This window comes from Escherichia sp. TW09308, assembly GCF_000208565.1.
Taxonomy (GTDB): domain Bacteria; phylum Pseudomonadota; class Gammaproteobacteria; order Enterobacterales; family Enterobacteriaceae; genus Escherichia; species Escherichia marmotae.
In genome coordinates, this window is the sequence record NZ_AEME01000001.1 from 3,357,838 (window position 1) to 3,370,940 (window position 13,103).

General features: G+C 51.1%; 18 protein-coding genes. 11 read left to right on the top strand and 7 right to left on the bottom strand.

Annotated elements, in window-relative coordinates; all coding sequences use genetic code 11:
- Positions 1-33 precede the first annotated feature (33 nt).
- The 7 genes from murA to mlaF all read right to left on the bottom strand — a co-directional run bounded on the left by murA (position 34) and on the right by mlaF (position 4,864).
- On the bottom strand, positions 34-1,293 hold the full coding sequence (murA, locus tag ESM_RS0115935) for a UDP-N-acetylglucosamine 1-carboxyvinyltransferase (protein ID WP_000357277.1): 1,260 nt from the start codon (positions 1,291-1,293) through the stop codon (positions 34-36).
- A 54-nt stretch (positions 1,294-1,347) separates the two neighbouring features.
- Entirely contained in the window at positions 1,348-1,602 is a 255-nt protein-coding gene (gene ibaG / locus ESM_RS0115940) for a BolA family iron metabolism protein IbaG (protein ID WP_010379217.1), read from the bottom strand.
- Between the two features lie 159 nt (positions 1,603-1,761).
- Complete coding sequence (mlaB, locus tag ESM_RS0115945; protein ID WP_000004490.1) at positions 1,762-2,055, bottom strand: lipid asymmetry maintenance protein MlaB; 294 nt, start codon at positions 2,053-2,055, stop codon at positions 1,762-1,764.
- Complete coding sequence (mlaC, locus tag ESM_RS0115950) at positions 2,055-2,690, bottom strand: phospholipid-binding protein MlaC (RefSeq protein WP_000476484.1); 636 nt, start codon at positions 2,688-2,690, stop codon at positions 2,055-2,057. The genes mlaB and mlaC overlap by 1 nt, the downstream gene beginning before the upstream one ends.
- 18 nt (positions 2,691-2,708) lie before the next feature.
- A complete protein-coding gene (mlaD, locus tag ESM_RS0115955; RefSeq protein WP_001517165.1) occupies positions 2,709-3,260 on the bottom strand; it encodes an outer membrane lipid asymmetry maintenance protein MlaD in 552 nt (183 codons plus the stop codon).
- A 4-nt stretch (positions 3,261-3,264) separates the two neighbouring features.
- Positions 3,265-4,047 (bottom strand): lipid asymmetry maintenance ABC transporter permease subunit MlaE, encoded by a 783-nt coding sequence (gene mlaE / locus ESM_RS0115960; protein WP_000925792.1) that lies wholly within the window; start codon positions 4,045-4,047, stop codon positions 3,265-3,267.
- Between the two features lie 7 nt (positions 4,048-4,054).
- The gene (gene mlaF, locus ESM_RS0115965) at positions 4,055-4,864 is read right to left on the bottom strand and encodes a phospholipid ABC transporter ATP-binding protein MlaF (RefSeq protein ID WP_000438247.1); all 810 of its coding nucleotides are present in this window, start codon (positions 4,862-4,864) and stop codon (positions 4,055-4,057) included.
- 209 nt (positions 4,865-5,073) lie between these two features.
- On the opposite strand from mlaF, the gene ESM_RS0115970 reads away from it, so the two are divergent.
- The 11 genes from ESM_RS0115970 to npr all read left to right on the top strand — a co-directional run bounded on the left by ESM_RS0115970 (position 5,074) and on the right by npr (position 13,037).
- Complete coding sequence (locus ESM_RS0115970) at positions 5,074-6,051, top strand: calcium/sodium antiporter (protein ID WP_000922895.1); 978 nt, start codon at positions 5,074-5,076, stop codon at positions 6,049-6,051.
- 13 nt (positions 6,052-6,064) lie between these two features.
- Complete coding sequence (kdsD, locus tag ESM_RS0115975) at positions 6,065-7,051, top strand: arabinose-5-phosphate isomerase KdsD (RefSeq protein ID WP_001517166.1); 987 nt, start codon at positions 6,065-6,067, stop codon at positions 7,049-7,051.
- A 20-nt stretch (positions 7,052-7,071) separates the two neighbouring features.
- Complete coding sequence (gene kdsC / locus ESM_RS0115980; protein ID WP_000030047.1) at positions 7,072-7,638, top strand: 3-deoxy-manno-octulosonate-8-phosphatase KdsC; 567 nt, start codon at positions 7,072-7,074, stop codon at positions 7,636-7,638.
- Positions 7,635-8,210: an LPS export ABC transporter periplasmic protein LptC gene (gene lptC / locus ESM_RS0115985; RefSeq protein ID WP_000030542.1), complete on the top strand. Its 576-nt coding sequence runs from the start codon at positions 7,635-7,637 to the stop codon at positions 8,208-8,210. The genes kdsC and lptC overlap by 4 nt, the downstream gene beginning before the upstream one ends.
- Entirely contained in the window at positions 8,179-8,736 is a 558-nt protein-coding gene (lptA, locus tag ESM_RS0115990; RefSeq protein WP_000669775.1) for a lipopolysaccharide ABC transporter substrate-binding protein LptA, read from the top strand. Before lptC ends, lptA begins: the two co-directional genes overlap by 32 nt.
- 6 nt (positions 8,737-8,742) lie before the next feature.
- Entirely contained in the window at positions 8,743-9,468 is a 726-nt protein-coding gene (gene lptB / locus ESM_RS0115995; protein ID WP_000224099.1) for an LPS export ABC transporter ATP-binding protein, read from the top strand.
- 47 nt (positions 9,469-9,515) lie between these two features.
- A complete protein-coding gene (gene rpoN / locus ESM_RS0116000; protein WP_000809027.1) occupies positions 9,516-10,949 on the top strand; it encodes an RNA polymerase factor sigma-54 in 1,434 nt (477 codons plus the stop codon).
- Positions 10,950-10,971: 22 nt separating this feature from the next.
- Complete coding sequence (gene hpf, locus ESM_RS0116005) at positions 10,972-11,259, top strand: ribosome hibernation promoting factor (RefSeq protein WP_001176602.1); 288 nt, start codon at positions 10,972-10,974, stop codon at positions 11,257-11,259.
- 117 nt (positions 11,260-11,376) lie between these two features.
- Positions 11,377-11,868 (top strand): PTS IIA-like nitrogen regulatory protein PtsN, encoded by a 492-nt coding sequence (gene ptsN / locus ESM_RS0116010; RefSeq protein WP_000609336.1) that lies wholly within the window; start codon positions 11,377-11,379, stop codon positions 11,866-11,868.
- A gap of 45 nt (positions 11,869-11,913) precedes the next feature.
- The gene (gene rapZ / locus ESM_RS0116015; RefSeq protein ID WP_000243741.1) at positions 11,914-12,768 is read left to right on the top strand and encodes an RNase adapter RapZ; all 855 of its coding nucleotides are present in this window, start codon (positions 11,914-11,916) and stop codon (positions 12,766-12,768) included.
- Positions 12,765-13,037, top strand: a complete 273-nt coding sequence (npr, locus tag ESM_RS0116020; RefSeq protein ID WP_000216792.1) for a PTS phosphocarrier protein NPr — start codon at positions 12,765-12,767, stop codon at positions 13,035-13,037. Before rapZ ends, npr begins: the two co-directional genes overlap by 4 nt.
- Positions 13,038-13,103: the final 66 nt, after the last annotated feature.

The window sequence follows — 13,103 nt, forward strand, 5'->3', positions numbered from 1 at the left end:
GCCCCGCGAACGGAGCTGCCAGCTTTCAGACGATTACTCGCCTTTCACACGCTCGATGTTCGCACCTAAGGCACGCAGTTTGTCTTCAATGCGTTCGTAGCCGCGATCGATGTGATAAATACGATCAACAACCGTAGTTCCTTCTGCAATACAACCAGCCAGCACCAGACTTGCTGAAGCACGCAGATCGGTCGCCATAACCTGTGCGCCGGAAAGTTTTTCGACACCGTGACAAATAACGGTATTGCTTTCAATCTCGGCATGCGCGCCCATACGGCTCAGTTCTGGCACGTGCATAAAGCGGTTTTCAAACACAGTTTCAGTGATAAATCCAGTCCCTTCTGCCACCAGGTTCAGCAACGTGAACTGGGCCTGCATATCGGTCGGAAACGCCGGATGCGGCGCGGTACGCACATTAACAGCCTTCGGACGTTTGCCATGCATATCCAGGCTAATCCAGTCCTCGCCCACTTCAATGTCCGCCCCGGCGTCACGCAACTTCGCCAGCACAGCATCGAGGGTATCTGGCTGGGCGTTACGGCAGATAATTTTACCGCGAGAGATCGCCGCAGCGACCAGGAACGTGCCGGTCTCAATACGATCCGGTAGCACGCGGTAGACGCCACCGCCTAAACGTTCCACACCTTCGATGACTATTCGATCAGTACCCTGACCGCTAATTTTCGCGCCCAGCGTAATGAGGAAGTTGGCGGTATCGACGATTTCCGGTTCACGCGCCGCGTTTTCGATAACGGTAGTGCCTTCTGCCAGAGTTGCGGCACACATGATGGTGACTGTTGCACCAACGCTGACTTTATCCATCACGATATGCGCGCCTTTCAGACGGCCATCGACGGAAGCCTTAACGTAACCTTCTTCCAGTTTGATGGTCGCGCCTAATTGCTCAAGGCCGGAAATATGTAAATCAACCGGGCGCGCACCAATTGTACAACCGCCAGGCAGCGAAACCTGTCCCTGACCGAAACGCGCTACCAGCGGCCCCAGCGCCCAAATAGAAGCGCGCATGGTTTTCACCAGCTCGTAAGGCGCGCAGAACACATTTACATCGCGGGCATCAATATGCACAGAGCCATTACGTTCCACTTTAGCACCAAGCTGACTCAGCAATTTCATTGACGTATCGACGTCTTTCAGTTTCGGAACGTTCTGGATCTCTACTGGCTCTTCCGCCAGTAGCGCGGCAAAAAGGATAGGCAGAGCAGCATTTTTAGCGCCGGAAATTGTGACTTCGCCCTGGAGCTTTGTTGGCCCCTGAACACGAAATTTATCCATTTAGTTTGTTCTCAGTTAACAATTCATATCTGCTACCGGCAAATCGCCCATAGCTCAAAAGCCGTTCAGTTTGCGATCGCGCGCCCACTCCGCAGGGGTATAAGCTTTGATCGACACAGCATGAATGCGGTTATCCGCAATATATTCCATCAGCGGACCATAAACCGTCTGCTGTTTTTTAACCCGGCTCATGCCGTCAAACATCTCACCCACGGCAATAACCTGAAAGTGGCTGCCATCGCCGGAAACGTGGACTTCCTGGAGGGAGAGAGCGTTCATCAGCACGCTCTGAATTTCATTATTTTCCATGGGATCTTCATTCATCAGTTAATAAGCCAGCGAAACATCTTAGAGCAAAGTTGCGCAGTCATAAATAAGCAAAAAGCCTTGCTGATGTATCAAACAAGGCTCAACTTGCAGGCAGATTTGCTGGACAGGCGGTTAACGCCTTATCCAGCCTGAAAAAATTTAACGAGGCAGGACATCAGACGGCAAATTATACAACTTTGCCAGGGTATAGACTTTATCGTTTACCCCCTGAAGCGTCACGCTGTGACCCTGCTTTTTCGCCAGATTGATAAGGTGGAGCAGCAACGCCAACCCACCTGTATCAACGCGGGACACGCGACTGAGATCGATGCAGGTAATTCCCTTCATCGCTTCTTCACGCACTTCCCAAAGCGGTAGCAGTACGTCTTGATCCAACTCTCCAGCTAATGCCAGAGTGTCACCCGTCTGCACCCAGCTCAGTGACTCACTCATTATTTTTTCTCTTCCAGAGTGATTTTCTGTTGAGAAATCGATTTCAGTTGCGCAGTCAGGCCGTCAATACCTTTGGTACGCAGCAGCGTTCCCCACTCGTTTTGTTTGGTGGTGATCATGCTGACGCCTTCGGCAATCATGTCGTAAGCCTGCCAGTTGCCAGTTTGGGAATTTTTGCGCCACTGGAAATCCAGACGTACCGGCGGGCGGCCATTCGGGTCAATAATGGTGACGCGAATAGGCACAATGGTTTTGTCGCCCAGCGGCTGTTCTGGCGCAATCTGGTAAGTCTGACCGTGATACATCGCCAGTGCCTGACCGTAAGCCTGCTTCAGGTACTCACGGAAAGCGGCAAAGTACGCGTCACGTTGGGCCGGGGTAGCACTCTTGTAATACTGACCCAGCACCAGTGCACCAGCGTATTTCACCTGCACATACGGCAGTAGCTCCTGATCAACAATAGTACGCAGATAATCCGGGTTAGCCCGAATTTGCGGTTGCTCATTCTTCAGGCGATCGAACGTTTTCTGCGCCGCCTCGTCCATCAGCTTATACGGATTGGTCTGGTCTGCCGCGGTTGCCGCACTCAACGGTGCAATCACCAGCAAAGCGACCATCATTAAACGTTTAAACATGCGTCGGTTCTCCTGAAATTATTTCGTTGTACCCACAGGTTCAGTGGTTTCATTATTACCTGGCGCAGTAGCTGGCGCATCGCCACTATTCTTATTGTCATCGCCTTTACTACCGTAAAGGAACTGACCAATGAGATCTTCCAGCACCATCGCAGACTTGGTGTCCTGAATTGTATCGCCATCCTTCAGGATAGCAGTACCCAGTTCGGGATCTTCAAAACCGACGTTTAACGCCAGATATTGCTCCCCAAGCAGACCGGAAGTACGAATGCTCAGCGAACTGGTGTCAGGAATGTGGTTATAACGTTGTTCAATTTCCAGCGTCACGCGTGGCAAATAGGTTTTTGGATCCAGCGTAATATCTGCCACCCGACCGACTACAACGCCACCGATACTAACCGGAGAGCGCGCTTTCAGACCGCCGATGTTATCGAACGTCGCATAGAGCGTGTAGGTTGGTTCAGTACGTATTGACGTCACGTTTGCCGCCTTCAGGCAAACAAACAGCGCCGCCAGCAGTGCTGCTAATAAAAAGATTCCCACCCAAATTTCATTTTTTTTCGTTTGCATGAACTCAATTCCCAAACATCAATGCGGTCAGCACAAAATCCAGCCCCAGAACAGCCAGAGACGAGTGGACAACGGTGCGAGTGGTTGCCCGGCTAATCCCGGCAGAAGTCGGGATAGCGTCGTAACCGTTAAACAACGAAATCCACGTCACCGTAATGGCGAACACCACGCTCTTAATCAGACAGTTGACCAAATCCATACGCCAGTCGACGGCGTTTTGCATTGCCGACCAGAAGAATCCGCTATCAATACCTTTCCAGCTAACGCCGACCAATGATCCGCCCCAGATCCCCACGGCGACGAAAATAATCGTCAGCAGCGGCAATGAAATAACCCCAGCCCAGAAACGTGGAGAAATAACCCGACGCAGCGGATCGACCGCCATCATCTCCATACTGGAGAGTTGTTCTGTGGCGCGCATCAAACCAATTTCAGCAGTTAACGCCGAACCGGCGCGTCCGGCAAACAGCAACGCGGCAACCACCGGCCCCAGTTCACGCAGCAGCGATAACGCCACCAGCATCCCTAGACTGGTTTCCGCACTATAGGTGGTCAGAACCAGATAACCTTGTAGACCCAGCACCATTCCGATGAATACGCCAGAAACCACAATAATCAGCATCGACAGGACGCCGACATTATAGAGCTGACGCACCAGCAGCGGCGCGTGTTTACGAAATTCCGGTTTGCCTACCAGCGCATTGAATAACATTAACCCGGCCCGCCCGAACGTTCTCAGGGTTTTAATCCCTTTATGTCCAAGCGACGCCAGCGCATTTAACAGCATGAGTGGCTTAACTCCCTGGTAAAAGATCAGCGTGATAATCGCCGGCAGGATAGCGGAACGGAACAGGCCCGTCAGCTATCCCGTCCAGAAACTGACGGACACGCGGATCGGGATTCTCCTGCAACGCCTGAGCGCTACCGTGAGCAACAATCTTTTTGTCCGCCAGAATCCAGGCGTGATCCGCAATACTTAAGACTTCCGGCACATCGTGAGAAACCACCACACAGGTGACGCCCAGCGCGCTGTTCAGCTCAGAAATCAGCTTCACCAGTACGCCCATAGTGATGGGATCTTGCCCAACAAACGGTTCATCAAACATGATGAGATCTGGCTCCAGGGCAATTGCGCGCGCCAGTGCGGCGCGACGAGCCATCCCGCCGGAAAGTTCAGAAGGCATAAGTTTAGCCGCTCCACGCAGCCCCACCGCTTCCAGCTTCATCATTACCGTACTATGCAACAATGGTGCGGGGAGCTGGGTGTGTTCGCGCAGTGGATAGGCAACGTTGTCAAATACGTTCATATCGGTGAACAACGCCCCGGACTGAAACAACATGCTCATGCGTTTACGCACCGTGTACAGGCGCGAACGAGACATCGCCGGAATATTCTCACCATCAAAAAGGATCTCACCGTGATCAGGTGCGATTTGCCCACCAATCAGTCGGAGTAGCGTCGTTTTACCGATGCCCGATGGCCCCATGATTGCCGTGATCTTCCCTCGCGGCACGGTCAGGGAAATATTATCGAAGATGCAGCGATTGCCACGCGTAAAACTGACATCGCGCATATCGACTAAATTCGCCACAGACTGCTCCATAATTCACCCTTCGTCTTGCGTTGATTTTTTAAGCATGACGCTCAATTTAACCTTGAACCCAACATATTTACAGAATATTACCCGCCGTGGTTAGCGAAAGCTGGCATTTGTTTTACTTTTTAGCCGCATAAAGTCAAAATTAAGAATCCATTACGGCTTTCTGAAAATCTTCAGCGGACCGGCGAGTATACCTGAAGAAAGGACGTTAGATGCTTTTAGCTACGGCACTGTTAATTGTTGGTTTACTTTTGGTCGTATACAGTGCCGACCGACTGGTATTTGCCGCTTCCATTCTTTGTCGCACTTTTGGCATTCCACCGCTGATCATTGGTATGACCGTAGTCAGTATTGGTACGTCACTTCCAGAGATTATTGTTTCACTTGCCGCGTCGCTGCACGAACAACGAGATTTAGCTGTCGGTACGGCGCTTGGCTCAAACATTATCAATATCTTGCTGATCCTCGGTCTGACCGCGCTGGTACGCCCTTTTACCGTCCATTCTGATGTTCTGCGCCGTGAATTACCCTTAATGTTATTGGTCAGCGTTGTAGCCGGTTCCGTACTCTATGACGGACAACTTAGCCGCAGCGATGGTATCTTTCTCCTCTTTCTGGCTGTGCTATGGCTGCTGTTCATTGTTAAACTTGCACATCAGGCTGAACGTCAGGGAACTGACAGCCTGACCAGGGAGCAACTTGCAGAACTGCCGCGTGAAGGTGGTTTACCCGTTGCTTTTTTATGGCTCGGCATTGCACTGATCATCATGCCAGTAGCAACGCGGATGGTGATTGATAACGCTACCGTGCTGGCAAATTACTTTGCCATCAGCGAGTTGACTATTGGTCTGACGGCAATCGCTATCGGCACGAGTCTGCCAGAACTGGCAACCGCGATAGCCGGTGTACGCAAAGGTGAGAACGACATCGCCGTCGGTAATATCATCGGCGCGAATATTTTTAATATCGTCATCGTGCTGGGTCTACCGGCGCTGATTACCCCAGGGGAGATTAACCCACTGGCGTATAGCCGTGACTACAGCGTGATGTTGTTGGTAAGCATTATTTTTGCGTTGCTGTGCTGGCGGCGCTCCCCTCAACCTGGCCGTGGCGTAGGGGTATTATTAACAGGCGGATTTATCGTATGGCTGGCGATGTTGTACTGGTTATCGCCAATACTCGTTGAATAACTGGAAACGCATTATGTCGCACGTAGAGTTGCAACCGGGTTTTGACTTTCAGCAAGCAGGTAAAGAAGTCCTGGCGATTGAACGTGAATGCCTGGCGGAGCTTGATCAATACATCAATCAGAATTTCACACTCGCTTGTGAAAAGATGTTTTGGTGTAAAGGTAAAGTCGTAGTTATGGGGATGGGCAAATCGGGACACATCGGGCGCAAAATGGCAGCCACCTTTGCCAGCACCGGTACTCCGTCATTTTTCGTCCATCCTGGCGAAGCCGCGCATGGCGATTTAGGCATGGTTACGCCACAAGACGTGGTGATTGCTATCTCTAATTCGGGTGAATCCAGTGAAATCGCAGCATTGATTCCGGTGCTTAAGCGTCTTCACGTGCCGTTAATCTGCATTACCGGTCGTCCGGAGAGTAGCATGGCGCGTGCCGCTGACGTGCATCTGTGTGTTAAAGTAGCGAAAGAAGCCTGTCCGTTGGGGCTGGCACCGACCAGCAGCACCACCGCCACGCTGGTGATGGGCGATGCTCTCGCCGTCGCCCTGTTAAAAGCGCGCGGCTTTACCGCCGAAGATTTTGCGCTCTCACATCCCGGCGGCGCACTGGGTCGTAAACTTCTGCTGCGCGTAAGCGATATTATGCATACGGGTGATGAGATCCCGCATGTCAAAAAAACCGCCAGCCTGCGCGATGCATTACTGGAAATTACCCGCAAAAATCTTGGTATGACTGTCATTTGCGATGACAATATGATGATTGAAGGCATCTTTACCGACGGTGATTTACGCCGTGTCTTCGATATGGGTGTGGATGTCCGTCAATTAAGCATTGCCGATGTGATGACGCCGGGGGGAATCCGCGTGCGCCCTGGCATTCTGGCCGTTGAGGCACTGAACTTAATGCAGTCCCGCCATATCACCTCCGTAATGGTTGCCGATGGCGACCATTTACTCGGTGTGTTACATATGCATGATTTACTGCGTGCAGGCGTAGTGTAAAGATTCAAGGATAAACAACAATGAGCAAAGCAGGTACGTCGCTTGAGACCTGTTACGGCCCTGTCAGCGCCGACGTTATGGCAAAAGCGGAGAACATTCGTCTGCTAATTCTCGACGTCGATGGCGTGCTGTCAGATGGCCTGATTTATATGGGCAACAACGGCGAAGAACTTAAAGCGTTCAATGTTCGGGACGGTTATGGCATTCGTTGTGCGCTCACCTCTGATATTGAAGTCGCCATCATTACCGGGCGAAAGGCTAAACTGGTAGAAGATCGTTGTGCCACATTGGGAATTACCCATTTGTATCAGGGGCAGTCGAACAAACTTATCGCCTTTAGCGATCTGCTGGAAAAACTGGCGATCGCCCCGGAAAACGTGGCTTACGTTGGGGATGATCTCATCGACTGGCCAGTAATGGAAAAAGTAGGCTTAAGCGTGGCTGTGGCCGATGCACATCCGCTGTTGATTCCGCGCGCTGATTACGTGACGCGCATTGCTGGTGGTCGTGGCGCAGTTCGTGAAGTTTGCGACTTATTACTCCTGGCGCAGGGCAAACTGGATGAAGCCAAAGGGCAATCGATATGAGTAAAGCCAGACGTTGGGTTATCATTGTGTTATCACTGGCGGTTCTGGTGATGATCGGCATTAACATGACCGAGAAAGACGATACCGCCCAGGTGGTCGTCAACAACAATGATCCCACCTATAAAAGCGAGCATACGGACACGCTCGTCTATAACCCTGAAGGGGCGCTAAGCTATCGATTGATTGCTCAACACGTTGAATATTATTCCGATCAGGCCGTTTCGTGGTTTACGCAACCGGTACTTACCACGTTTGATAAGGATAAAATCCCGACATGGTCGGTAAAAGCGGATAAAGCCAAGCTGACCAATGATCGGATGCTCTATTTATATGGACACGTTGAAGTCAACGCACTCGTGCCGGACTCTCAACTTCGCAGAATCACGACGGATAACGCGCAGATCAATCTGGTGACGCAGGATGTTACCTCTGAAGACCTCGTCACGTTATACGGAACAACATTTAACTCCAGCGGTCTGAAAATGCGCGGCAACTTACGCAGCAAGAACGCCGAGCTGATTGAAAAGGTTAGAACATCCTATGAAATTCAAAACAAACAAACTCAGCCTTAATCTTGTGCTTGCCAGCTCACTTCTGGCCGCCAGTATTCCGGCATTTGCCGTTACCGGAGACACTGACCAGCCGATTCACATTGAGTCGGATCAGCAATCTCTTGATATGCAAGGCAACGTGGTCACCTTTACCGGTAATGTCATCGTTACCCAGGGCACCATCAAAATTAATGCCGATAAAGTGGTCGTTACTCGTCCGGGCGGCGAACAAGGTAAAGAAGTGATTGACGGCTACGGTAAACCGGCAACCTTCTATCAGATGCAGGACAACGGTAAACCAGTCGAAGGTCACGCTTCCCAGATGCATTACGAACTGGCGAAAGATTTTGTCATCCTGACCGGTAATGCTTATCTGCAGCAGGTCGATAGCAATATAACGGGCGATAAAATTACTTATCTGGTGAAAGAGCAGAAAATGCAGGCTTTCAGCGATAAAGGCAAGCGCGTAACCACCGTTCTGGTGCCGTCGCAGTTGCAGGACAAAAACAACAAAGGCCAGACCCCGGCGCAGAAGAAGGGTAATTAATTCGTTATGGCAACATTAACAGCAAAGAACCTTGCAAAAGCCTACAAGGGTCGCCGCGTGGTGGAAGACGTCAGCCTGACCGTTAACTCCGGGGAAATTGTCGGGCTGCTGGGGCCAAACGGTGCCGGTAAAACCACCACTTTCTATATGGTCGTCGGTATTGTGCCGCGCGATGCGGGCAACATCATTATTGATGATGACGATATCAGCCTGCTGCCGCTGCATGCACGCGCGCGTCGCGGTATCGGCTATCTGCCGCAGGAAGCTTCAATTTTCCGCCGTCTTAGCGTTTACGATAACCTGATGGCTGTACTGCAAATTCGTGACGATTTATCCGCTGAACAACGTGAAGATCGTGCGAACGAATTGATGGAAGAGTTTCACATTGAGCATCTGCGCGACAGCATGGGTCAATCGCTCTCCGGTGGTGAACGCCGTCGTGTAGAAATTGCCCGCGCGCTGGCTGCAAATCCGAAATTTATCCTGCTCGATGAACCGTTTGCCGGGGTTGACCCGATCTCAGTCATCGACATTAAACGCATCATTGAGCATTTACGCGACAGCGGCCTGGGTGTACTTATCACCGACCACAACGTGCGTGAAACGCTGGCTGTTTGTGAACGTGCTTATATCGTCAGTCAGGGACATTTAATCGCCCACGGCACGCCGACAGAAATCTTACAAGACGAACATGTTAAGCGTGTATACCTTGGGGAAGACTTCAGACTCTGATAGGGTAGAAGCTCGCGACGTTTTAGCAGGAGAGTACGATTCTGAACATGAAGCAAGGTTTGCAACTCAGGCTTAGCCAGCAACTGGCGATGACGCCTCAGCTACAACAGGCAATTCGTCTGTTGCAGTTGTCCACGCTGGAACTTCAACAGGAGCTGCAGCAGGCGCTGGAAAGTAATCCACTACTTGAGCAAATCGACACTCATGATGAAATCGACACTCACGAAACGCCAGACAGCGAAACGTTAGACACTGCTGACGCGCTCGAACAAAAAGAGATGCCGGAAGAACTGCCGCTTGATGCCAGTTGGGATACCATCTACACCGCCGGTACGCCATCCGGCACCAGCGGTGACTACATCGACGACGAGCTACCGGTCTATCAGGGCGAAACGACGCAGACCTTGCAGGATTATCTGATGTGGCAGGTTGAGCTGACGCCATTTTCTGACACTGACCGCGCCATCGCCACTTCTATTGTCGATGCCGTTGATGACACGGGATATCTCACCGTTCCACTGGAAGATATTCTCGAAAGTATGGGCGATGAAGAGATCGACATCGATGAAGTTGAAGCTGTCCTCAAACGAATCCAACGCTTTGATCCGGTTGGCGTGGCAGCGAAAGATCTGCGTGACTGTCTGCTGATCCAACTCTCCCAATTCGACAAAACTACGCCGTGGCTGGAAGAGGCCAGACTCATCATTAGCGATCACCTCGATCTGCTGGCAAATCACGACTTCCGCACACTGATGCGCGTAACACGCCTGAAAGAAGATGTGCTGAAAGAAGCCGTCAACTTGATCCAGTCGCTCGATCCACGCCCTGGTCAATCGATCCAGACCGGCGAACCGGAATATGTCATTCCAGATGTGTTGGTACGCAAGCATAACGGTCAGTGGACGGTTGAACTCAACAGCGACAGCATTCCACGGCTACAAATTAACCAGCACTACGCCTCAATGTGTAATAACACACGCAATGATGGCGATAGCCAGTTTATCCGCAGCAATCTGCAGGATGCCAAATGGTTGATTAAGAGTCTGGAAAGCCGTAACGATACGCTACTGCGCGTGAGTCGCTGTATCGTTGAACAGCAGCAAGCCTTCTTTGAGCAAGGCGAAGAATATATGAAACCGATGGTACTGGCAGATATCGCTCAGGCTGTCGAAATGCATGAATCGACGATCTCTCGCGTGACCACGCAAAAGTACCTGCATAGTCCACGAGGCATTTTTGAACTGAAGTATTTTTTCTCCAGTCACGTCAATACCGAGGGCGGCGGCGAAGCCTCGTCCACGGCGATTCGCGCGCTGGTGAAAAAATTAATCGCGGCGGAAAACCCAGCGAAACCGTTGAGCGACAGCAAGTTAACTTCTTTGCTGTCGGAACAAGGTATCATGGTGGCACGCCGCACTGTTGCGAAGTACCGAGAGTCTTTATCCATTCCGCCGTCAAACCAGCGTAAACAGCTCGTTTGACCCAACCGATAAGGAAGACACTATGCAGCTCAACATTACCGGAAATAACGTCGAGATCACCGAGGCCCTGCGAGAATTTGTTACCTCAAAATTTGCCAAACTTGAGCAATATTTTGACCGAATCAACCAGGTCTATGTTGTTCTGAAAGTGGAGAAAGTCACCCATACCTCAGATGCAACACTGCATGTAAACGGTGGCGAAATTCATGCCAGCGCGGAAGGTCAGGACATGTACGCTGCCATTGATGGCTTAATCGATAAGTTGGCACGCCAACTGACTAAACATAAAGATAAATTGAAACAACACTAATTGTCCGGGCGATTAGCAAGTGCATGGTGGCCTGTTGTGTGGCACAACGGGCCATTTGTACGGTTAATGCTCCGAGCCTGTTCCACTGTTTGAGTGGACAGGCTCTTAGGTGAAATTATGATAAATAATGATACAACTCTACAGCTTAGCAGTGTTCTTAACAGGGAATGTACGCGAAGCCGCGTCCACTGCCAGAGCAAAAAACGCGCACTGGAAATCATCAGCGAACTGGCGGCGAAACAACTTAGCCTGCCGCCTCAGGTGGTTTTTGAAGCTATCCTGACGCGGGAAAAAATGGGCAGTACCGGTATTGGTAATGGTATTGCAATTCCGCACGGCAAACTGGAAGAAGATACTCTGCGTGCTGTTGGCGTTTTCGTTCAGCTCGAAACGCCTATCGCTTTTGATGCCATCGATAACCAACCGGTTGATTTGCTTTTTGCCCTGCTAGTACCGGCTGACCAAACCAAAACGCATCTGCATACTCTTTCGCTGGTGGCGAAACGTCTGGCGGACAAAACCATCTGCCGCCGTTTACGCGCAGCCCAAAGCGATGAAGAGCTGTATCAAATCATTACGGATACCGAAGGTACTCCGGATGAAGCGTAGTTATTCTGTAATGTCTCTTTTAGACGTTGTGAGGAGAAACAGTACATGGTACTGATGATCGTCAGTGGACGTTCGGGTTCAGGTAAATCTGTCGCCCTGCGTGCGCTGGAAGATATGGGTTTTTACTGCGTGGATAACCTTCCCGTGGTGTTGTTACCCGATCTGGCCCGTACCCTGGCCGATCGCGAGATTTCTGCCGCCGTCAGCATTGATGTTCGTAATATGCCGGAGTCGCCAGAAATATTCGAACAGGCGATGAGCAATCTGCCTGATGCTTTCTCACCGCAACTGCTGTTCCTGGATGCCGACCGTAACACGTTAATACGCCGTTACAGCGATACGCGCCGCCTGCACCCACTTTCCAGCAAAAATCTGTCGCTGGAGAGCGCTATCGACAAAGAAAGCGATCTGCTGGAGCCACTGCGTTCGCGGGCGGATTTGATTGTCGATACGTCAGAAATGTCCGTTCACGAGCTGGCGGAAATGCTGCGTACCCGTCTGCTGGGTAAACGCGAGCGTGAACTGACGATGGTCTTTGAGTCCTTCGGCTTCAAGCACGGCATTCCTATTGATGCGGATTATGTCTTTGACGTGCGTTTCCTGCCGAACCCGCACTGGGACCCAAAACTGCGTCCGATGACCGGCCTTGATAAACCTGTCGCTGCGTTCCTCGACCGTCACACAGAAGTACACAATTTCATCTACCAGACGCGCAGCTATCTTGAGCTATGGTTACCTATGCTGGAAACCAACAACCGTAGCTACCTGACGGTCGCCATTGGTTGTACTGGCGGGAAGCACCGTTCGGTGTATATTGCAGAACAACTGGCAGACTACTTCCGCTCACGCGGTAAAAACGTCCAGTCACGCCATCGCACGCTGGAAAAACGCAAACCATGACCGTCAAGCAAACTGTCGAAATCACTAACAAGCTGGGCATGCATGCCCGGCCTGCTATGAAACTCTTTGAACTAATGCAAGGTTTTGACGCTGAAGTGCTGTTACGTAATGACGAAGGCACCGAGGCTGAAGCCAACAGCGTTATTGCGCTCTTGATGCTGGACTCTGCCAAAGGACGACAGATTGAAGTCGAAGCGACAGGCCCACAGGAAGTCGAAGCGCTGGCTGCGGTTATTGCTCTCTTTAATTCCGGTTTCGATGAAGATTAATCTTCATCCCTCTGACATTTAAATTCTCCCTCCTCAGCCCTTCAGGGCAATAAGAAAAGCGCGTAC